At 71.1% G+C, this 20453-nt stretch carries 19 protein-coding genes; 6 read left to right on the forward strand and 13 right to left on the reverse strand.

Annotated features, from left to right (window positions below):
- Positions 1-191: 191 nt before the first annotated feature.
- On the reverse strand, positions 192-1601 hold the full coding sequence (sthA, locus tag ABZ910_RS32150) for a Si-specific NAD(P)(+) transhydrogenase (RefSeq protein WP_361372147.1): 1410 nt from the start codon (positions 1599-1601) through the stop codon (positions 192-194).
- Positions 1602-1725: 124 nt separating this feature from the next.
- On the opposite strand from sthA, the gene ABZ910_RS32155 reads away from it, so the two are divergent.
- The gene (locus ABZ910_RS32155) at positions 1726-2841 is read left to right on the forward strand and encodes a sulfite oxidase (RefSeq protein WP_361372150.1); all 1116 of its coding nucleotides are present in this window, start codon (positions 1726-1728) and stop codon (positions 2839-2841) included.
- A 67-nt stretch (positions 2842-2908) separates the two neighbouring features.
- Here ABZ910_RS32155 and ABZ910_RS32160 read toward each other — a convergent pair whose 3' ends face one another.
- On the reverse strand, positions 2909-3115 hold the full coding sequence (locus tag ABZ910_RS32160) for a hypothetical protein (RefSeq protein WP_361372153.1): 207 nt from the start codon (positions 3113-3115) through the stop codon (positions 2909-2911).
- Between the two features lie 200 nt (positions 3116-3315).
- Between ABZ910_RS32160 and ABZ910_RS32165 the strand changes: the two genes are divergently transcribed.
- Complete coding sequence (locus tag ABZ910_RS32165) at positions 3316-5166, forward strand: glycoside hydrolase family 15 protein (RefSeq protein ID WP_361372155.1); 1851 nt, start codon at positions 3316-3318, stop codon at positions 5164-5166.
- 24 nt (positions 5167-5190) lie between these two features.
- On the opposite strand, the gene ABZ910_RS32170 is transcribed toward ABZ910_RS32165, so the two are convergent.
- The 5 genes from ABZ910_RS32170 to ABZ910_RS32190 all read right to left on the reverse strand — a co-directional run bounded on the left by ABZ910_RS32170 (position 5191) and on the right by ABZ910_RS32190 (position 12420).
- Positions 5191-7935, reverse strand: coding sequence for a SpoIIE family protein phosphatase (locus ABZ910_RS32170; RefSeq protein WP_361372158.1), 2745 nt, complete (start codon positions 7933-7935; stop codon positions 5191-5193).
- Positions 7936-8105: 170 nt separating this feature from the next.
- A complete protein-coding gene (locus tag ABZ910_RS32175; protein WP_361372161.1) occupies positions 8106-8402 on the reverse strand; it encodes a DUF1232 domain-containing protein in 297 nt (98 codons plus the stop codon).
- An 81-nt stretch (positions 8403-8483) separates the two neighbouring features.
- Positions 8484-9596, reverse strand: coding sequence for a hypothetical protein (locus ABZ910_RS32180; RefSeq protein ID WP_361372164.1), 1113 nt, complete (start codon positions 9594-9596; stop codon positions 8484-8486).
- A gap of 249 nt (positions 9597-9845) precedes the next feature.
- Positions 9846-11210 (reverse strand): FAD-dependent oxidoreductase, encoded by a 1365-nt coding sequence (locus ABZ910_RS32185; RefSeq protein ID WP_361372166.1) that lies wholly within the window; start codon positions 11208-11210, stop codon positions 9846-9848.
- A gap of 136 nt (positions 11211-11346) precedes the next feature.
- A complete protein-coding gene (locus ABZ910_RS32190) occupies positions 11347-12420 on the reverse strand; it encodes an NlpC/P60 family protein (protein ID WP_361372169.1) in 1074 nt (357 codons plus the stop codon).
- 136 nt (positions 12421-12556) lie between these two features.
- Between ABZ910_RS32190 and ABZ910_RS32195 the strand changes: the two genes are divergently transcribed.
- Positions 12557-13009 carry an NAD(P)H-dependent oxidoreductase gene (locus tag ABZ910_RS32195; RefSeq protein ID WP_361372172.1) on the forward strand — a complete coding sequence of 151 codons (453 nt, stop codon included), beginning with the start codon at positions 12557-12559 and terminating at the stop codon, positions 13007-13009.
- Between the two features lie 53 nt (positions 13010-13062).
- Here ABZ910_RS32195 and ABZ910_RS32200 read toward each other — a convergent pair whose 3' ends face one another.
- Entirely contained in the window at positions 13063-13500 is a 438-nt protein-coding gene (locus ABZ910_RS32200) for a VOC family protein (protein ID WP_361372174.1), read from the reverse strand.
- A 177-nt stretch (positions 13501-13677) separates the two neighbouring features.
- On the opposite strand from ABZ910_RS32200, the gene ABZ910_RS32205 reads away from it, so the two are divergent.
- Both ABZ910_RS32205 and ABZ910_RS32210 read left to right on the forward strand, forming a co-directional pair.
- Complete coding sequence (locus tag ABZ910_RS32205; protein WP_361372176.1) at positions 13678-14193, forward strand: hypothetical protein; 516 nt, start codon at positions 13678-13680, stop codon at positions 14191-14193.
- Between the two features lie 111 nt (positions 14194-14304).
- Positions 14305-14943 carry a class F sortase gene (locus ABZ910_RS32210; RefSeq protein WP_361372179.1) on the forward strand — a complete coding sequence of 213 codons (639 nt, stop codon included), beginning with the start codon at positions 14305-14307 and terminating at the stop codon, positions 14941-14943.
- Positions 14944-14964: 21 nt separating this feature from the next.
- Here the strand turns inward: ABZ910_RS32210 and ABZ910_RS32215 are convergent, their stop codons facing one another.
- Positions 14965-15762: an SAM-dependent methyltransferase gene (locus ABZ910_RS32215; protein WP_361372182.1), complete on the reverse strand. Its 798-nt coding sequence runs from the start codon at positions 15760-15762 to the stop codon at positions 14965-14967.
- A gap of 107 nt (positions 15763-15869) precedes the next feature.
- On the opposite strand from ABZ910_RS32215, the gene ABZ910_RS32220 reads away from it, so the two are divergent.
- Positions 15870-16355, forward strand: coding sequence for an SRPBCC family protein (locus tag ABZ910_RS32220; protein ID WP_361372185.1), 486 nt, complete (start codon positions 15870-15872; stop codon positions 16353-16355).
- 60 nt (positions 16356-16415) lie between these two features.
- Here ABZ910_RS32220 and ABZ910_RS32225 read toward each other — a convergent pair whose 3' ends face one another.
- The 4 genes from ABZ910_RS32225 to ABZ910_RS32240 form a co-directional block, all read right to left on the reverse strand.
- Positions 16416-17861 (reverse strand): glyceraldehyde-3-phosphate dehydrogenase, encoded by a 1446-nt coding sequence (locus ABZ910_RS32225; RefSeq protein ID WP_361372188.1) that lies wholly within the window; start codon positions 17859-17861, stop codon positions 16416-16418.
- A 117-nt stretch (positions 17862-17978) separates the two neighbouring features.
- Positions 17979-18968 carry an aldo/keto reductase gene (locus tag ABZ910_RS32230; RefSeq protein WP_361372190.1) on the reverse strand — a complete coding sequence of 330 codons (990 nt, stop codon included), beginning with the start codon at positions 18966-18968 and terminating at the stop codon, positions 17979-17981.
- Positions 18969-19106: 138 nt separating this feature from the next.
- Positions 19107-19871 (reverse strand): DUF2071 domain-containing protein, encoded by a 765-nt coding sequence (locus ABZ910_RS32235; protein WP_361372192.1) that lies wholly within the window; start codon positions 19869-19871, stop codon positions 19107-19109.
- Positions 19872-19924: 53 nt separating this feature from the next.
- Positions 19925-20314 (reverse strand): roadblock/LC7 domain-containing protein, encoded by a 390-nt coding sequence (locus tag ABZ910_RS32240; RefSeq protein ID WP_361372195.1) that lies wholly within the window; start codon positions 20312-20314, stop codon positions 19925-19927.
- Positions 20315-20453 lie beyond the last annotated feature (139 nt).

The following is a 20453-nucleotide window of genomic DNA, read 5'->3' on the forward strand; positions in this document are numbered from 1 at the left end:
CGGCCCGAAGAAACCCGCCACCACACCCAACGACCACCACCCGAAAAGGTCACCCATTCGACAGACAAACTCCAGTTCCCCACTGCGCGAGATGCGCACCCCGGCCCGTGCACTCGCTCATGCACACCAGAACACCCTTGTGTGCCGTCACGCATCAACAGCTCACAACCCCCTGACGTCGTCCCGGCCGGTCAGTCCTCCAGCCGGTCGATCTGCCGCAGTTTGTTGGTGGCGTCCAGGGCGGCGACCTTGTACGACTCCGCGAGCGTCGGGTAGTTGAACACCGCGTCGACGAGATAGTCGACCGTGCCGCCGCAGCCCATCACCGACTGCCCGATGTGGATCAGCTCGGTGGCCCCCGTGCCGAAGCAGTGCACGCCCAGCAGCGTGCGGTCCTCGGGGGAGACCAGCAGCTTGAGCATGCCGTGGGAGTCGCCGATGATCTGTCCCCGGGCCAGTTCGCGGTAGCGGGCGATGCCGACCTCGAACGGTACGCGGTCCTCGGTGAGTTGGTCCTCGGTGCGGCCGACGAAACTGATCTCGGGGATCGTGTAGATGCCGATCGGCTGCAGGTTGTGCATGCGCCCGACGGGCTCACCGCACGCGTGGTACGCGGCCGCCCGGCCCTGTTCCATCGAGGTCGCGGCCAGTGCCGGGAAACCGATGACGTCACCGACGGCGTAGATGTGCGGCACCTCGGTGCGGTAGTGCTCGTCCACCCTGATCCGGCCGCGCGGGTCGGCGGACAGACCGGCCTTGTCCAGGTCGAGTTCGTCCGTGAGGCCCTGACGTCCGGCGGAGTACATCACCGTGTCGGCCGGGATCTTCTTCCCGCTCTCCAGAACGGTCAGGGTGCCGCGGGGATGGCGTTCGACGGCGGCGACCGTCTCACCGAAGCGGAAGGTGACGGCCAGGTCCCGCAGGTGGTACTTGAGCGACTCGATGACCTCCACGTCGCACATGTCCAGCATCCCGGCGCGCTTCTCGACCACCGTGACCTTGCTGCCGAGCGCGGCGAACATGGAGGCGTACTCCATGCCGATCACGCCCGCGCCGACGATCACCATGGAGCCCGGCACCCGTTCCAGGGTGAGCACGTTGTCCGAGTCCATGATCGTCCGCCCGTCGAACTCGACGCTGTCCGGGCGCGCGGGCCGGGTGCCCGTGGCGATCACGATGTGCTCGGCGCTCAACAGCCGCTCGTGGCCGGTCACTTCGCGCAGGGCGACGGTGTGCGGGTCGACGAAGCGGCCGGTGCCGGCGTGGAGGGCGACATGGTTGCGGGACAGCTGGTTGCGGATGACGTCGACCTCGCGGCTGACCACGTGCTGGGTGCGCGCGGTCAGGTCGGCGACGGTGATGTCCTCCTTCAGCCGGTAACTCTGCCCGTACAGATCGCGCTGGGTGAGACCGGTGAGGTACAGCACCGCCTCGCGCAGTGTCTTGGACGGGATGGTGCCGGTGTGGATGGAGACCCCGCCGACCATGTCGGGGCGGTCGACGACGGCGACCCTGCGGCCGAGCTTGGCGGCGGCGATGGCGGCCTTCTGGCCGCCGGGTCCGGAACCGATGACGAGCATGTCGAAGTCGAAGTCGGGCACCTTCCGGAGTCTGTCAGCTCACCGCGTCCCTCCGTAAGGGTGAACTGCTATTTGATCCACGGGAGTTGACCGGCCCTGCCCGGCTCTCCTCGCCGTACCCGCCCCCCGGAGGGACAATGCGGGCATGGGCCGTCGACTCGGTGACGTGAGCGCACCCGCCCGGCTGGCCGGCCCCGGCGAGGGCATCGGCCGCGACGAACTCGCGCTCGCCGTCCGCAACCACGGCCTCCCCCTGGAGGCCCTGCGCCACGACGTCACCCCGCCCGGCCTGCACTACGTCCTCACGCACTACGACATCCCCTACGTCCCCGACGGCGCCGGCTGGACGCTCACCGTCGACGGCGCCGTCCGCCGCCCGCTCCGCCTCACCCCGGCCGACCTGCGAGCGTTCCCCCAGGTCACCACCCGGGTGACGCTGGAGTGCGCGGGCAACGGACGCGCCCTGCTGACGCCCCGCCCGGTCAGCCAGCCCTGGCTCGTCGAGGCCGTCGGCACCGCCGACTGGACCGGCGTACCCCTGCGGCTGCTGCTCGCCGAGGCGGGGGTCGCGCGGCGGGCCGTCGACGTGGCCTTCACCGGCGCCGACCACGGCGTGGAGCGCGGGGTCGAGCAGGACTACCGGCGGGCCCTGCCGGTCGCCGTGGCCACCGGCCGCGATCCCGAGGTGCTGGTCGCGTACGCGATGAACGGCGCCCCGCTGCCTCCGCAGCACGGCCACCCCGTGCGCCTGATCGTGCCGGGCTGGTACGGCATGGCCCACGTGAAGTGGCTGCGGTCCGTCGTCGTCGGCGACGTGCCGTTCACCGGGTTCCAGAACAGCGTGGCCTACCGGCTCAAGCGGGACTCCGGCGACGAGGGCGAGCCCGTCACCCGTATCGCGCCGCGCGCCCTGCTGGTGCCGCCCGGCTTCCCGGACTTCATGTCACGGACTCGGGTCGTACGGCCCGGACCGGTCACGCTGGAGGGACGGGCCTGGTCGGGGCAGGGCCCGGTGACGGCGGTGGAGGTCACCACGGACGGCGGCGCGACCTGGCACCCGGCGACCCTCGACCCGGCCGACGACCACCCCTGGGCCTGGCGCCGCTGGCACACGACCTGGACCGCGGAGCCCGGATCCCACGTCCTCGCCGCGCGTGCCACCGACGCCGCCGGCCACACCCAGCCGACGACCCAGAACTGGAACCGGGGCGGCTTCGCCAACAACGCGATCCACCCCGTCCCGGTCCTGTGCCTGCCCTGACGTCCCGACCGCCCCCGTCGATCCGCCCGACCGCCCTGGCGGGCGTCCCGACCCGCGCCGGGCGGTCCTACGGCAGGATCCGCTCGATGGCGCTCGATCCCTCGCTCTCCAGCTTGCGCTTGGCCCACTCCATGTTCGCCGGTGTGAGGTCCCTGCCCGAGGCCAGCACCAGGTCCTCCGGTGCCACTTCGGTGCCGGTACGGGCGTGGAGCAGGTCGTCCGGAGTGGCGCGCTCGCCGGACGACCAGGACGTTTCGGGTTGTGACGTCGACATGATGTCTCCTCCTCGGGTCCGCTTGGCCGCATCGGTACCCGTGCCGCGAGACCGTGGCACACTCTTACGATTCACCGGTTCGGCCCACCCTGCATCCGGAACGGTGGCGGGCCCGCGCCCCGTGCCGCTCGGCAGCCTTCGCTCCTAAGCTGGGAACACGCCGCAAGCCCGCGCGTACCCGCCTCCGGGAGGCTGCCGCGATGACCGAGACGCCGACGCCGTTTTGCCTGGACCCCTCCGCGAGCCCCCGCTATCTGCCGATCGCCGAGCACGGGCTGATCGGCGACCTGCGCAGCGTGGCCCTGGTCGGCAGCAACGGCACGATCGACTGGTACTGCTGCGCGCGCTTCGACGCCCCCAGCGTCTTCGCGGCGATCCTCGACGCCGAGCGCGGCGGAGCCTTCGAACTCGCCGCCGCCGTACCGGCCCGCACCAAGCAGTTCTACTTCCCCGACACCAACGTGCTGATCACCCGGTTCTTCACCGAGGAGGGCGTCGGCGAGATCCAGGACTTCATGCCGGTGACCTCAGAGGCCGACGGCCGTGACGAGGCCGCACGGCACCGGCTGATCCGGCGCGTGCTGTGTGTGCGCGGAACCGTCCCGTTCCGGGCCCGGATCGCCCCGCGTTTCAACTACGGCGCCGACCCGCACACCCTGCGGATCCTCGGCGACACGGTCCTCTTCGAGTCCCCGCACAAGTCCATCGCCCTCACTTCCACCGTGACGCTGGAGAGCGACGGCCAGGACGTCAGCGCCGACTTCAAGCTCGCCGAGGGCGAGTCCGCGGTGTTCGCCCTCGACCAGGCCGGGGCCGCCGTGGCACCCCGCGCCTGCGCCCACGCCGAGGCCGAGCGCCAGTTCGCGGCCACGGTCGCCTACTGGCGCCGCTGGCTCTCCCAGTCCCGCTACCGCGGCCGCTGGCGGGAGATGGTGCACCGCTCCGCCCTCACCCTGAAGCTGCTCACCTACGCGCCGACCGGCGCCATCGTCGCCGCCCCGACCACCAGCCTCCCCGAGCAGGTCGGCGGCGAACGCAACTGGGACTACCGCTACGTGTGGATCCGCGACGCCGCCTTCTGCGTGTACGCGCTGCTGCGGCTCGGCTTCTCCGGCGAGGCCGCGGCGTTCATGCGGTACGTCACCACCCACATCAGCCCCGGCGACGGCTGCCCCTCGGGCCCGCTGCAGATCATGTACGGCATCGACGGGCGCCGCGACCTGCCCGAGCGCATCCTCGACCATCTGGAGGGCCATCAGGGCTCCGCCCCGGTCCGGGTCGGCAACGGCGCCGCCGAGCAGCTCCAGCTCGACATCTACGGCGCGCTCATCGACTCGATCTACCTCTACGACAAGTGGGCCGAGCCCATCTCCAGCGGCCAGTGGGACGACGTGATCCACCTCGTGAACTGGGTCTGCGACCACTGGGACCAGCCCGACGAGGGCGTGTGGGAGACCCGCGGCGGCCGCAAGAACTTCCTGTACTCGCGCCTGATGTGCTGGGTGGCCATCGAGCGGGCCATCCGCCTCGCCAACCACCGCGGCCTGCCCGCCGACCTGCCCCGCTGGCGCCAGACCCGCGACACCATCTACCGGCGGATCATGGACCGCGGCTGGTCGGAGCGGCGCCACGCCTTCGTCCAGCACGAGGGCAGCGACGTCCTCGACGCGGCCGTGCTGATGATGCCGCTCGCCAAGTTCATCGCGCCCACCGACCCCAAGTGGCTGTCCACCCTGGACGCCCTCACCGAGGACCTGGTCTCCGACTCCCTCGTCTACCGCTACGACCCCCAGGCCAGCCCCGACGGACTGCGCGGCGACGAGGGCACGTTCTCGATCTGCTCCTTCTGGTACGTCGAGGCGCTGGTGCGCGCCGGACGCCTCGAGGAGGCCCGGCTGGCCTTCGAGAAGATGCTCACCTACGCCAACCATCTCGGCCTGTACGCCGAGGAGATCGGCCGCACCGGCGAGCAACAGGGCAACTTCCCGCAGGCGTTCACGCATCTGTCGCTGATCAGCGCGGCCTTCAACCTGGACCGCGCCCTCAGCTGAGGCCCGCTCGACCGCTGAAACCGCTCAACCGCCGGGCAGCGCCTGCTCCGCCCAGATGATCTTGCCGTGGGGGGTGTACCGGGTGCCCCAGCGGTCGGCGAGCTGCGCCACCAGAAACAGGCCGCGCCCGCCCTCGTCCGTGCTCGCCGCGTAGCGCAGGTGCGGCGAGGTCGTGCTGGCGTCGGAGACCTCACAGATCAGGGAGCGGTCCCGCAGCAACCGTACGCCGACGGGCGGACGGCCGTAGCGGATGGCGTTGGTGACCAGCTCGCTCAGGATCAGCTCCGTCGTGAACGTGAGCTCCTCCAGCCCCCACTCCGCCAACTGCCGTGTCACCGACGCCCGTACGTCCGAGACGGCCGCGGGTTCGCTCGGCACCACCCACTCGGCGACCTCGTCGGGGCCGAGCGCGCTCGTGCGGGCGACGATCAGGGCGACATCGTCGCTGGGCCGGGCGGGAAGCCGTTCGAGCACGGCCCGGCAGGTCTCCTCGGGGGTGTCGCCCGCCTGCTCCAGGGCGTCCCGCAGCAGACCGAGGCCGACGTCGATGTCCCGGTCCCGGTCCTCGACCAGGCCGTCGGTGTACAGCACGAGCCGACTGCCCTCGGGCAGCTCCAGATCGGCCGTCTCGAAGGGCAGGCCGCCGATGCCGAGCGGGGGACCCCCGGGCACGTCGGGGAACTCCACCGTGCCGTCGGGCAGGACCACCGCGGGCGGCGGATGGCCGGCCCGGGCCACGGTGCAGCGCCGCGAGACCGGATCGTAGATCGCGTACAGGCACGTCGCACCGGAGACCGCGTCACCGCTGTCCACGGCCGTCTCGTCCTGGTCGAGACGCCCCACCAACTCGTCCAGGAGGCCGAGGAGTTCGTCGGGCGGCAGGTCGAGCGCGGAGAAGTTGTGCACCGCCGTGCGCAGCCGCCCCATCGTGGCCGCGGCGTGCAGACCGTGCCCCACCACGTCCCCGACCACGAGCGCCACCCGGGCGCCGGACAACGGCAGCACGTCGAACCAGTCGCCGCCCACTCCGGACTGCGCGGGCAGATAGCGGTAGGCGATCTCCAGCGCGTCCTGCTCCGGCAGCGTGCGCGGCAGCAGGCTGCGCTGGAGCGTGACCGCCATGCTGTGCTCGCGGGTGTAGCGGCGCGCGTTGTCGATGGACACCGCGGCGCGGGCGACGAGCTCCTCGGCCAGCGCCAGCTCGTCCTGGTCGAACGGCTCGTGGCGCTCCGAGCGCCAGAAGTTGGCCAGCCCCAGGACCAGGCTGCCCGCCCGCAGCGGCACGGTGATCAGCGAGTGGATGCCGTACTGCACCACCCAGTGGGTGCGCTGGGGGTCCTGCGCCAGCCAGCCCGGCGCGTCGCCCAGCCGCGGCTCGACGACGCCCTGGCCGGTGCTCAGGCTGTGCGCCTGAGGGGAGGACGGCACGAACCGGATCGTTTCGCCCAGCGGGTACAGCGGGGCGTCCTTGCGGATGCCGCAGAAGGCCGCGCGGCGCATCACCGAACCGGGCCGCGGCTCCTCACCGTGCAGTACGGCGTCGTACAGGTCCACGGTCGCGAAGTCCGCGAAGCGGGGCACGGACAGCTCCGCCAACTCCTCGGCGGTGCGGGACACGTCCAGGCTGGTGCCGACGCCCACACCGGCGTCGTACAGCATGTCGAGACGTTCGCGGGTCAGCTCCGCCCGGCCGGACAGGGCGCGCAGCTCCGTGGAGTCGCGCAGCGTGGTGACGCTGCCCGGCGGTCCGCCGCGTACGTCCGTGGGCCGCTGGTTGATCGCCAGCAGCCGGTCCTTGACCAGGTGCACCTCGTCCGTCGCGACGCGCCCCGAGGCCAGCAGCCCGGCGGTCTCCGGGTCCAGCCCGAGATCGAGGACGGAGCGCTGCTCGGCGTCCTCGGGCAGGTCCAGCAGGCGGTGCGCCTCGTCGTTGGCGAGCAGCAGACGGCCGTCTCCGCTGACGATGAGCACGCCCTCGCGCACCGCGTGCAGCACCGCGTCGTGGTGCTCGTACATCCGCGTCATCTCGTACGGCCCGAGGCCTCGCGTCTGCCGCCGCAGCCGTCTGATCACCAGGGCCGTCCCCCCGGTGGCGAAGGCGAGCGCGGCCGCCGCGGCCGTCAGCAGGAGCGGCAGCTGCCGGTCGGCGACGCCACCCGCGTGCTCGGTCGTGATGCCGGCCGACACCAGGCCCACCACGGTGCCGTCGGCCGCCTTGACCGGCACCACGACCTGGACCAGCCGCCCTATGGTCCCGTTGATCTCCTCGACGACGGTCCCGCCCGCCCGGGCGGGCGCGATGGTCCCGACGAACTTCTTGCCGATGCGGTCCGGCTGGGGATGGGTGTAACGGATCCCGTCGGTGTTCATCACCACGATGAAGTCCACGCCGGACGCCTTGCGCGCCGCTTCGGCCCGCGGCTGGAGCACGGCCGTCGGATTCGGGCTGCGCAGCGCCGCGGCCGTACCGGGGGCGTTGGCGAAGCTCTCGGCGGCGGCGAGCGAACGGTTGCGGGCATCCTGTCCGCTGTCGTGCTCCACCTGGAGCACCTGCGCCGCGACGGCCGCCACGACGAGCAGCAGGACGATCACCACTTGCAGTACGAAGACCTGCGCGGCGACGCTGCGCCCGCTCAGCGCCGACCACAGCCGGGCCGGCCAGGCCCGGTGCTGCCCGTTCGCGTCGTGCTGCCGCGGGCCCGGCGATGCGTACGGCATCCCGGGACGACGGGGCTGCCGAGTCTTGGACCGGCCGGGCACTCGGACCATGTGCCCATATCTACACTGCCCGGCCTCAGTAGGCGAGAGACGTCACACGAGGTGACCGGCGACACCGCAAGCCACGCGCTCCGGCTACGCAGTGCTTCCCCTGCTTACGGCCCCGTCACCCGGGTGAGGCACGGGTGTGAGGGCACCGGGGAGCCCCGGTCGGACGCCGGTCAGATCCCGGTCCCGGTGCCGTCCGTCGGCAGGGCCCGAGCGGCGCGCATGCTGCGCAGCGCGAGCAGCAGGACGCCGATGTCGTCGAGGTACACCGGGTCGGGCAGCAGATCGGTCGGCAGGACCAGATAGAGGACGGCGCCCCAGAAGATCCAGCGCGGCCCGGTCGGGAGCCCGGCCCGCCGCAGGGTCCGGCGGGTGCGCACCAGCCGCACCAGCACACCGACGGCCACGGCGAGCAGCGCCGCCGCGAGCACGGCGGCGACCACGAGCACGGTCGTGGTGATGTCGTCCATGGGGGCCTCCTCGCCCAGGGGCACGGTCCCGGTCTCGTCCGCGTTCCCGGTCCTGCCGAAGGTACCGCGTACGCCGGCGGGTCACGACGAGCGCGTGCCCTTGGCGTTGCCTTTCAGGCGCTCGAACGTCCGCGTCAACTGCCGCAACGGGGAAGCCGTTTGGGTGAGGGAGCGCCCCCGCTCCAGCGCCTCGGCTTCCGGACCGGGCGCGTCACGGTAGGCGGCCAGCGCCTCGTGGGCCCTCTCGGCGGCCTCGCGGTACATGTCCCGGGACCGCGTCATCGCCTCGAGCGCCTCGGCGTACATCGCCACGAGCCCGCGCTCGCGGGCCAGTTCCTCCTCGTGGGTCATCAGCGTCCAGTGCTCGCGCAGAGCGTTCAGCGCGTCCTCGGCACCCTCGGGCAGCGGCTTCGGCAGCGCGACGAAGCGCCGCAGCACGTCGATGAGTTCGGTGGGCTCGGAGCCGTCGAGGAAGACGCTGCGTGCCGAGTGGGCCCAGCCGTCGTAGCCGGGCGGGGCCGGGGTCGGCGGCAGGATCAGGGCTCCGCCGCGCGGTACCTCCACGCCGAGGTCGCGCAGCGCCCAGTTGACCGCGCGCAGCTGCTGGGGCGTGGCCCGGTGCTCGACCACGCGGTGCCGCAGGCCCGGAGGGAGCAGGCGCGCGAGCGGCAGCCGTCCCTGCTCGTCCGGGGTCATGGCCTCGTGTACGACGATGTTGACGGACCAGGCCTCGCGCGCAGCGGCCTTGAGCACGCGCCGCACGGCCTTGTCGTCGTCGGGCAGCGGATGGACGTGCCGCAGGCGCAGCCCCTGGACGGCGTGATGGTGGTCCCAGGCGACGTCGTCGTCGGCCGGCCAGAACATGGTGGCGGGCGACGGCCACCGGTCGTCCCACGGCCGCTCCGCCTCCGCCACCAGCAGCCACTCGCACACCTCGTCACGGTCCTGCACCGGTGCGAGGGTCAGGCGGGCCCGCACGGTGACGTCGTCGTCGACCCGCCAGCGCGCCTCGAAGACATGCTCCTGGGTGTCTTCGGGCGCGGGCGGCTCGGTGAAGTCGTCGAGGGTGCCGCTGTCCTTGAGTCGGCCGAGGTTGCGCCGGAGGACGTCCTCGGGGGCGGGACCGACGTAATGGCCGCGGGCCGGCCACAGGGTGCCGGGCATGGTGGGGCGGTCGATGGCGGAGTTCGACATGGGCCAATCTGCGGGTGGGGTGCGTGCGCCTTCCAGTATCACCTGCCCGGGAACACGGCATGTCAGCCGGGGAGGCCGCCTGGGAAACGACACGAGTCCGGGAACGAGATACGAGTCCAGGAACGATACGGGGCCCGGGAAAGTCACGAGTGGGGGCCGACGCGGCACGCCGGCCCCCGACCGCGCGTCACGGAGATCCGTCACGGAAAACCGTGCGAGATGCGCGGGACTCGCGGGAGGTGGGGGGTCTTACGCCCCGCTCTCCCGGAGCATGTCCTCCCGCTCGACGAGCTTCACGCGCTCACGGCCCTGCGGCTCGCCCAGCGCCTTCTCGGCGGCGTCGAGGCGGTACCAGCCGTCCCACGTGGTGAAGCGGACGTCGCGCTCGGCGAGGAACGCGTCCACGGACTCCGGCGCGGGGGAGTCGGGCGTGTGCAGCCGGCCGTTCGCGTAGTCGTCGAGGAGGTTGGCCACCGTCTCGTTGGCGTCGCCCTTGGTGTGACCGATCAGGCCGACGGGACCGCGCCGGATCCAGCCGGTGACGTACGTCGACTGCAGATGCGAGCCGCCCTCCTCGACGACCCGGCCGCCCTCGTCCGGGACGGTGCCCGAGGCGGTGTCCCACGGCAGCTTGGGCAGCTCCTCGGACAGGTAGCCCACGGCGCGGTAGACCGCGGTGACGTCCCAGTCCTTGAACTCGCCGGTGCCCTTGACGTTGCCGGTGCCGTCGAGGGCGGTGCGCTCGGTGCGCAGGCCGGTGACCTTGCCGTCCTCGCCGAGGATCTCGGCCGGCGACTCGAAGAAGTGCAGGAACAGCTTGTGCGGCCGGTCGCCGACGTCCCGGATCGCCCACTTCTCCAGGGTCTTCGCGACCATGTCGGCCTGCTTGTTGCCGCGCCGGGTCTCGATCGAGCCCTCGTCGTAGTCGATGTCCTCGGGGTCGACGATGACCTCGATGTTGGGGGAGTGGTCGAGCTCCCGCAGCTCCATCGGGCTGAACTTCGCCTGGGCCGGGCCGCGGCGGCCGAAGACGTGGATCTCCAGCGCCTTGTTGGCCTTCAGACCGTCGTAGACGTTCGGCGGGATCTCGGTCGGCAGCAGCTCGTCCGCCGTCTTGGCCAGGACGCGGGCCACGTCGAGGGCGACGTTGCCGACGCCGAGCACCGCGACCTTCTCGGCCTCCAGGGGCCACGTGCGCGGCACGTCAGGGTGACCGTCGTACCAGGAGACGAAGTCGGCGGCGCCGTACGAGCCGTCCAGGTCGATGCCGGGTATGGACAGCTCACGGTCGGCCGTCGCGCCGGTGGAGAAGATCACGGCGTCGTAGAACGCGCGCAGGTCGTCGAGGCTGATGTCGCTGGGGTAGTCGATGTTGCCGAAGAGACGGATCTGCGGCTTGTCGAGCACCTGGTGCAGGGCCGTGATGATGCCCTTGATACGCGGGTGGTCGGGCGCGACGCCGTAACGGATCAGGCCGAACGGGGCGGGCATCCGCTCGAAGAGGTCGATGGACACGCCGGGTTCGGCGGCCACCTCGGACTTGAGCAGGGCGTCGGCGGCGTAGATCCCGGCGGGACCGGCTCCGACGATGGCTACCCGCAGGGGGCGCGGCATGATCAGATTCCCTTCGAGCGAAGAACAGACGACTCGAAGAGAAAGCCTAAACTAAGGCAGACCTAAGTTAGTACGCGGGTCAGCTCTATCACGTCATAAGCCGGCCTTATGGCCGTTCCGCGCGTCCGGCGCGTCCTCAGGCCGGCCGTATCACCCGGTGGATCGCCGACTTGCCGGCGCCGAAGATCGACTCCTCGCGTATCCGCGCCCCGGGTCCCGGCGCGTGGACCATCATGCCGTCGCCCACGTAGACGCCGACGTGGCTGTCGTTGTCGAAGAAGAAGACCAGGTCCCCGCCCTGGATGGCGTCGAGCGGGACAGGGGTGCCCGCGGTCGCCTGCTCGCGCGTCGACCGCGGCAGGGCGACCCCGGCGGCCTTCCAGGCGGCCCGGGTGAGACTGGTGTGGTCGTAGGAGTCCGGCCCGGTGGCACCCCAGACGCACGGCCTGCCGACCTGAGCACGAGCGAAGGCGACGGCCTTCATGGCCTTCGTCACCTGTTCCTGGTACGTCGGCTCCGGGACCTGTTCCTGGTACGTCGGCTCCGGGATCTGCTCCAGGTACGTCGGCTCCGGGATCTGCTCCAGGTACGTCGGCTCCGGTGCGGGTCGGGGCTCGGCGGCGGGGATCGTCGTGCTCTGCCGCGCGGCGTACGCGACGAGCAGCTCACGGGCCGCGGTCAGTTTTCTCCGGTTCTGATCCTTCGAGGTGGTCGGCGTGGGCCGGGGCGGCTCCGAAGCCACCGCGGGCAGCGCGATGACCGGCGGCGAGGTCAGCTCGAGGAGAGGGCGGGCCTCCAGTTCCGCCGCCGGGCGGCTCGTCAGCTCCGCCACCGGGCCACTGGACGTCCCGGCAGGCAGCGCGGGCACCACGGGTCGGCCGGTCAACTCCCTTTCGGACCGGGCGAGTCCGTCCCCCGCCGGGAGCGCGGGACGGCTCGCGACCGGACGGCGCTGCGGCACGCGGTCGGCCGGCAGTACGGCAGGGACGGTCGGCCCGAGCCTGGAGCGTGCCGCGTCGAACCACTGCCGGGTGATGTCCTCCAGGGCCGGGTCGGTGCCGCCGCCCGGCCCGCTGCCCAGGGGGACGCCGCGGGTCCGCGTCCGCGCGTTCATCGCCCGGGTCGCGTTGTAGTTCCCGGTGGCGAGCTCAGCCTCCTCGTAGAGGGCGTTGACACGCTGCCGAACCTCGTCGCGACTCTCCGGCGCCATGGGCGACCCGTTCCTTCCATGCAGTCTGATCGCCAACTTAGCCAACTTGTGCGCCCCTTGTGAAGGTTGAAGCGGAGACGCCCGACGGGGGTGCGACGTTTGCGGCAGGAAGGGGCGCCACGGCAGGGTTCGGGGTGTGGCTACCTTGCTGATCGTTCATCACACCCCGTCGCCCAACTGCCAGGCGATGTTCGAGGCCGTCGTGTCCGGCGCCACCACGCCCGAGATCGAGGGCGTCCGGGTCCTGCGACGGGCGGCGCTGTCCGCGACCGCGTCCGATGTGCTCGCCGCCGACGGATACCTGCTCGGCACCCCGGCGAACCTCGGATACATGTCGGGCGCCCTGAAGCACTTCTTCGACCAGGTCTACTACCCCTGCCTGGACGAGACGCGGGGCCGGCCCTTCGGCTACTTCGTGCACGGCGGCAACGACGTCACGGGCGCGGTCCGCGGAATCGAGGCCATCACCACGGGCCTCGGCTGGCGCCGCACCGCCGACGCCGTCACCGTGACCGGCGAGCCCGCCAAGGCCGACATCGAGGCGTGCTGGGAACTCGGCGCGACGGTGGCCGCCGGGCTGATGGGGTGACGAGAGCCGACCACGGCGATCACCTTGACCACCACGACGATGGTGACAGCCCCTCACACCACCGGCTGACCGATCGCCAGCATGTTCCCCTCGCTGTCCCGGAACCAGGCGCCCCGGTCGGCCCGGGCACCCGTGCTGGGAAAGTTCCCCTCGACCTCGGCGATCCCGTCCACCGTGCGCCCGCCGCCGTACACGGAGGTCAGCTCGAACTCCTCGAAGACGACCCCACGCCGTTTCAGCTCCGACACGACCGCGTCGATGTCGTCGACCCGCCACGACATCTGAGTGAACGTCCCCGGCGAGGCCTCCTCCGACCGGAACAGCTGGAATTCCCCGCTCGCGCACCGGTACAGCAGCCCGCCCGGCCGCTCCTCGACCGGCTCCAGGCCGAGCTTCTCGGCGTAGAAGCGCCGCGCCCGCTCCAGATCCTGTGCGGGGAGCCTGGTCGACACGCGCCCCTGGGCCAGAAGGTCCCTGCCGTCTGTGTTCATGTCCGCACTGTGCCCCGGACGGCGTGGGAGGCGCCCGGCCGGGGTGCGTCGGTAACCCGGCTGGGCGGCCCGTGTGGTGCGAGCGGCGGGGGTGACTGACGGTGGTTCATGTCGGGGGCCGGGTCGTCCCAGCTGATGGAGTATCGGCAGCCCGGGCCTCGGCGGAAGGACTCCCAGATGCGTTCTGCCCGCATGATCCTGGCCGCGACGGCCGCGACGGCCGCTCTCGCGTTCGCCGCTACCGGCGCCTTCGCCTCAGGGGATGACGACAGCGACGACGGCCATGACAAGTCTTCGTACAGCAAGGAAGAAGGTGACGGCAGCAGGCACCACGAGCCGCGCGGCGGCATGCACACCGGCGGCGGAGCGCTCGCCGCGGTGACGAGCAGGTACGACTGGATCGACGACAGCAGCGACAGCAGCGGCAGCAACGACAGCGGCGGCGACTCGGACAACAGCAAGTACGACCCCGAGACATACAAGGACAAGAGCGACGACGGCGAGGACAGTGGCAGCGACAAGGGCGGGTCCAACGGCGACGAGGACGAGGACTCGCCCCGCGGGGGGATGCACACCGGCGGCGGAGCGCTCGCCTCGCCGGGCGTCACCACCGGTGGTCTGGCCGTCCTGGCCGTCGGCGCCACGGGCGTGTACGCGCTGCGCCGCAGGAACTCCGCCGAATCGGCGTCCTGAGCCGCTTCCGATGTCCTAGGGCCGCGGCCGCCGCCGCGCACCTCGTGTCGGCGGCCGGCCTCCCGCATGACGTGACCGCTGCGCTGCCGTGCCCGAGTGAGGTGGTGTCCGATGGCAGCTTCTCCGTCGTCCCCGATCCCCGCAGTGCAGGGACCACGCTCCGGCGGGCATGGGGTGGCGTGGGGCGTCGCGCTCCTGCTCCTGGCCACCGGTCTGCTCGGAGGCAAACCGTCCTACACGGCGGAGCCGCCCCGTACGGGAGGCGCCGTGGCCACCGCGCACCCGGCGGGCAAACATCTCCCGCGTTCCCGGCCGACACGTCTGCGCATCCCGGAAATCGGTGTGGACGCCCCCTTCACCGACCTCACCATCGACGCGACGGGGCATCTCACGCCTCCGCCCGCCGCCGACACCAACCTCGTCGGCTGGTACAACAAGGGCGCCTCCCCCGGAGAGCCCGGTACGGCGATCATCGCCGGGCACGTCGACACGACCACGTCCGCGGCCGTCTTCGTCAACCTCGAAGAGCTGGAGCAGGGCGACCGCTTCAGCGTCGTGCGAGCCGACGGGCGGACGGCTAACTTCGTGGTGGACAGTGCCGAGACGTTCGAGAAGGACGAATTCCCGAGCCACCGCGTGTACGCCGACACGCCCCGCGCCGAGGTACGGCTCATCACCTGCGCCGGGAACTACGACCACACCGCCCAGGACTACACGGAGAACCTGGTGGTCTTCGCCCACCTCGTCTGACGGCGTCGGACGTACGGCGCGTCAGGGCTTGCGTGCGACCCCGACGTACAAGGGCTGCTCCTCGCGGATGCGCATCCCGGCGTCGGGGTGCCACCGCGTCGCCAGGACGACACCGGGGTCGCAGACCTCCAGCCCGTCGAAGAAGCGGGTGACCTCGTCGTGCGACCGGGCCATGACCGGGGTGCCCCCGGCGCGGTAGATCGCGTCGACGCGGTCCCAGATCTCGGGGTCGAACTCCCAGGTGACGTGCGAGAGCACGAGGTAGCTGCCGGGAGCCATGGGCTCCAGCGGCGCCCCGACGATCCCGTAGGGGTCCTCCTCGTCGGTCACGAACTGCATCAGCGCGACCAGTGACAGACCGATGGGCCGGCGGAAGTCGAGGTGCCGGCGCGCGTACGACAGGATGCCCTCCGGTGCCTTGACGTCGGCGTGGAGATACGCGGTACGGCCCTCGGGGGTGCCCCGGAGCAGGGCCTCGGCATGCCGCAGGACGATCGGATCGTTGTCCGTGTACACCACGCCGGCATGCGGCGTCACGCGCTGCACGATCTGATGGAGATTGGGCTCGGTGGGTATGCCGGTCCCCACGTCGAGGAACTGGGAGACTCCGCGGCTCGCCACGAAGCGGGCGGCCCGGTGCATGAACTCACGGTTGGCGCACGCCGTCTCCTTGACCCCCGGAAACAGCTTCATGATCTTCTGGGCCGCGGTCACATCCGTTTCGTAGTGGTCCTTCCCGTCCAGGAGGAAGTCGTACATGCGGGCCGAGTGCGGCTTGCTCGTGTCGATCTCGGTCGCGTCGAATCCGGTGTCCGTCACTTCACCCTCCACGCCTTCGGCTGCGCACCGGTCCCGGCCGGGTCCGGCGGAGCAACAGCATCTCGAAGAACACCGTGCGCCGTGAGCGGCGACGGTAGGTTGGGGCCGTGTATGCCACACGGGTCTCGCGGCGCGTGAACGCGCCCGCCGCGGCCGTGTACCGGGTGCTGGTCGACCCGGACGCGGTCGCCGCCTGGCGCGTGCCCGACGGCATGTCCGCGCGCGTCCACGCGTTCGACGCGCGTGAGGGGGGCACGTTCCGTGTGTCCCTCGGCTACGACGATCCGGGCCGCGCCGGAAAGTCCGGCGGCCACACGGACACGTACCGAGGGCGTTTCGTTCGGCTCGTCCCCGGCCGACTCGTCGTCGAGGAGATCGAGTTCGAGACGGACGACGACGCCCTGCACGGGGCAATGACCATGACGACGTCGCTCACCGAGACGGAGACCGACGGCGTCACGGACGTCGTGATCGTGCACGAGGGCATCCCCGACGCGATCCCCCGCGAGGACAACGAACTGGGCACCCGTATGGCCCTCGACAAGCTGGCCCGGCTGGCCGAAGGGGCCGTACCGCCGTCGGGCCGGATGTGAGCGATGCCGCCGACCGGGCCCGGTCGGCGGCATCGGATGGCTCGTCCCGCAGCGGATCGATCAGACCGCGGGCGCCGGGTACGTCGGGTACTCCACGCCGGAGACGTGCTGCACGACGCGGATGACCTGGCAGGAGTAGCCGAACTCGTTGTCGTACCACAGGTAGAGGATCGCGTTGTCGCCCTCCACCTTGGTGGCGCCGGAGTCGACGATCGAGGCGTGGCGCGAGCCGATGAAGTCGTTCGAGACCGCGTCGGGAGCGCTGGTGAAGTCGATCTGGCGGCGCAGCGGCGAGGTCAGCGACACCCCACGGAGGTAGTCGAGGACCTCCTCGCGGGAGGTCTCGCGCGCGAGCTGCAGGTTGAGGATCGCGATCGAGACGTCCGGCACCGGGACCCGGATCGAGCTGCCGGTGATCGTCGCCTTGAGGTCGGGCAGCGCCTTGGCCACGGCGGAGGCGGCACCGGTCTCGGTGATGACCATGTTGAGCGGCGCGGAACGGCCGCGGCGGTCGGACTTGTGGTAATTGTCGAGCAGATTCTGGTCGTTGGTGAACGAGTGGACGGTCTCCACGTGGCCGCGGAGCACGCCGTACTCGTCGTCCATCGCCTTCAGTGGCGGCACGATCGCGTTGGTGGTGCAGGACGCGCAGGACAGGATCTGCTCGTCCGGCTTGATCATGTCGTGGTTGACGCCGTGCACGATGTTCGGGACGTCGCCCTTGCCCGGCGCGGTCAGGACGACCTTGTCGATGCCGGGACGCAGGTGGTTCGACAGGCCTTCGCGGTCGCGCCACTTGCCCGTGTTGTCGATGAGGATGGCGTCCTTGATGCCGTACGCCGTGTAGTCGACCTCGCTCGGGTCGTTGGCGTAGATCACCTTGATCACGTTGCCGTTGGCGACGATCGTGCTGTTCGCCTCGTCGACGGTGATCGTCCCCTGGAACTGGCCGTGGATCGAGTCGCGGCGCAGCAGCGAGGCCCGCTTCACGAGGTCCTGGTCGCCGCCCCCGCGCACGACGATGGCCCGCAGCCGCAGACCGTTGCCCGAGCCCGCCTTCTCGATGAGCAGGCGGGCGACGAGGCGGCCGATGCGGCCGAAGCCGTAGAGGACGACGTCACGACCCTCGCGGTACTCCAGCTTGTTCGCGCCCGTGGCGCCGGCGACGGCCTCGGCGGTGAACGCCTCGACGGACAGGCCCCGGTCGTCGGTCCGGTACGTCGCAGCCAGCATGCCGATGTCGATCTGCGAGGGGCCGAGATCGAGCGTGGTCAGAGCCTCCAGGAACGGCATCGTCTCGGTGACCGAGAGTTCCTCGCCGGCGATCTGCCGGGCGAACCGATGGGTCTTCAGGAGGCTGACCACCGACTTGTTCACCAAGGAGCGGCTGTGCAGCAGGACCGTGACGTCCCGCTCACGATGCAGCTTCCCGATGATCGGGATCATCGACTCCGCGATCTCCTCGCGGTGCTTCCAGTTTGTGAACGAGTCCTCATTGACAGTCACAGATCTATCTTTCGAGCTAGGCGGCGCTCAGATGCAAAGCACACCCTACTTTGATGAGGTCAGCAGGCCACCCCCGGCCCCGTGTGGTTGCGGTCACCTGCCCGAGGCCGGGTCCTATCACTTGTCGACAGCCCTCATCCCGGCCTCGTCGTAGCGCTCCCCGGCGGTCGGCGGGAGTTCGGCGTCGATGCGCGCCAGATCGTCCTTCGTCAGCTCGACGTCGACCGCGGCGGCGTTCTGCTCCAGGTAGCCGCGGCGCTTGGTGCCCGGGATCGGGACCAGGTCCTCCCCCTGTGCCAGCACCCAGGCGATGGCCAGTTGCGCCGGGGTCACGCCCTTCTCGGCGGCGATCTCCTTCACCTTCTCCGCGAGCCGGAGGTTCGCCGCGAGGTTGTCGCCGGTGAAACGGGGACCCCGGCGGCGGAAGTCGCCCTCGTCGAGCTCCTCGGGCGAGGAGAACCGGCCCGCGAGGAAGCCGCGGCCCAGTGGCGAGTAGGGGACGAACCCGATCCCGAGCTCCCGGCACGTGGGCAGGACGCCGTCCTCCGGGTCGCGCGTCCACAGCGAGTACTCGGTCTGCACCGCCGTGATCGGGTGGACGGCGTGGGCCCGGCGGATGGTCTCCGGCGCGGCCTCGCTCAGTCCGATGTGGCGTACCTTGCCCTCCGCGACGAGCTCGGCCATCGCGCCGACGGTCTCCTCGATCGGCACGTTCGGGTCGACGCGGTGCTGGTAGTAGAGGTCGATGTAGTCGGTTCCGAGCCGCTCGAGCGAGCCGTGGACCGAGCTGCGCACGTGGGCGGCCGAGCCGTCCTGCCGTCCGACGGTGCTCATGTCACCAGGCACGGCGTCGTCCATCCGGTTGTTGAACTTCGTGGCGACGACGTACTGGTCGCGGTTTCCCCGGATCGCGCGCCCGACGAGCGTCTCGTTCGTGAGCGGCCCGTAGAGCTGCGCGGTGTCCAGGAAGGTGATGCCGAGTTCGAGCGCGCGCCGGATGGTCTGGACGCCCTCCTCCTCGTCGGCACTGCCGTAGAAGGCCGACATCCCCATGCAGCCGAGGCCGATGGCGGATACCCGGAGGTCTCGCAGACTGCGCTGTTCCATGCTGGTGTGATCCTTTCCTTGATTCACGTCAGGGACGTGGCGTGTGGATGTCACCGGTGATCGCGCCGCCGATGCTGCCGCCCGCTGCCACCGACCGTTCCCCGAATGCCGTGACCGACACCTCACCCTTTACCAGCATCAAGGGTGGCCCTGACCGGGGCACGTGGAGCGAACCGGCAGCACAGCCGGCGTACCGAACCGTACGGAGACGCCGGGGGAGTGGAGCACGCCGACCGGTGGACCCGTCGGGGGCGGCAGGCCGGCGGCGGGGACCAGGCCGTCGTCGAGTTCGAGCACGTCGGCCCGGTGTAGCGGCCAGGGCTCGTGCTCCATCGGCAGATGGACCGTGCGCCCGTACCAGGACGCGTGCAGCCCCCACCGTGCGGTCAGGAACCGTTCCAGCGGCGTGGGTTCGGCGATCGGCCGGCCGATGCGCAGCGCCACCCGGCTTCCGGTTCCCCGGGCCCCGGGACGCCGGCGGCAGGTGTACGTGACCACGTCGCCGTGGCGGCGCAGACGCAAGGACGACCAGACGTACGGCAGTCGGGCGCCCAGCCGGCCCGCCAGGACCGGCAGCAGCCGGGCCGCGTCCAGGGAGCGGAACACGACACCGCGCCGGCCCCGCTCGTCGACCGAGTACAGCCGTACGTTCGTCTGGCAGAAGGTGCCCAGGTACGGCAGGCCGGGTCCTCGGCCCAGACCGGCGCCGCGCATCAGGAAAGACACCAGGCCGACGTACGTGAGCCCGTCCAGGGTGTCGGGGCGGATGCCCCGCGGCAGCAGACCGGCCACCCGCTCCGGGGCCACCGGCCAGTGCAGGAAGGCCACTTCACGCAGGTCCTGGGTGAGCGTCGGCCGCCGCACGGGCCGGGGGGTGGACGGGGTGACCGGCTCGATCCGCATGCCCAGCGTCTTAGCACGGCGCGTCCTGGCACGGCGGCATCCGCCCGGCGTGCCTACTCGCCGGGGTGCTCGCGGATCTTCTTCACCAGCGTGGTCATCTCGAACGCCACCACCCCGACGTCCGAGATCCGGCCGGTGAGGACGGCGAGATGGGCGGCGCGTCCGGCGCAGGCCAGGAGCAGACAGCCGCTCGCCATCTCGATGAGCGTCTGGCGCACCGGGCCGCAGCGGAAGTCCATGCTGACCCCCTTGCTGAGGCTCATCAGTCCCGAGGCGGTCGCCGCGAGACGCTCCGCGTCGTCGCGCGGGAAACCGGTGGACCTGCCGACGACGAGCCCGTCGTCCGACAGCACGACGGCATGGTTGACGTCGGCGACCCGCTCGGTGAACTCCGTGAGGAGTTGGTCGAGTTGGGTACGCGGGGTGGGGCTGGGGCGGTTCATGTCGGCGTCCTTAGTGAGCGGTCGGCGAGCGGAGTCGAGGACGCGCGTCCCTCTGCTCGTGCGAACGGTGAAGGTGAACGGCGGATCGCGACCGGCGACTGGCGCAGCCGATGGGGAGGAGCGGAATCCGAGGACAGAC

It is taken from the genome of Streptomyces sp. NPDC046805, from assembly GCF_040645355.1.
In the GTDB taxonomy this organism is placed as follows: Bacteria; Actinomycetota; Actinomycetes; order Streptomycetales; family Streptomycetaceae; genus Streptomyces.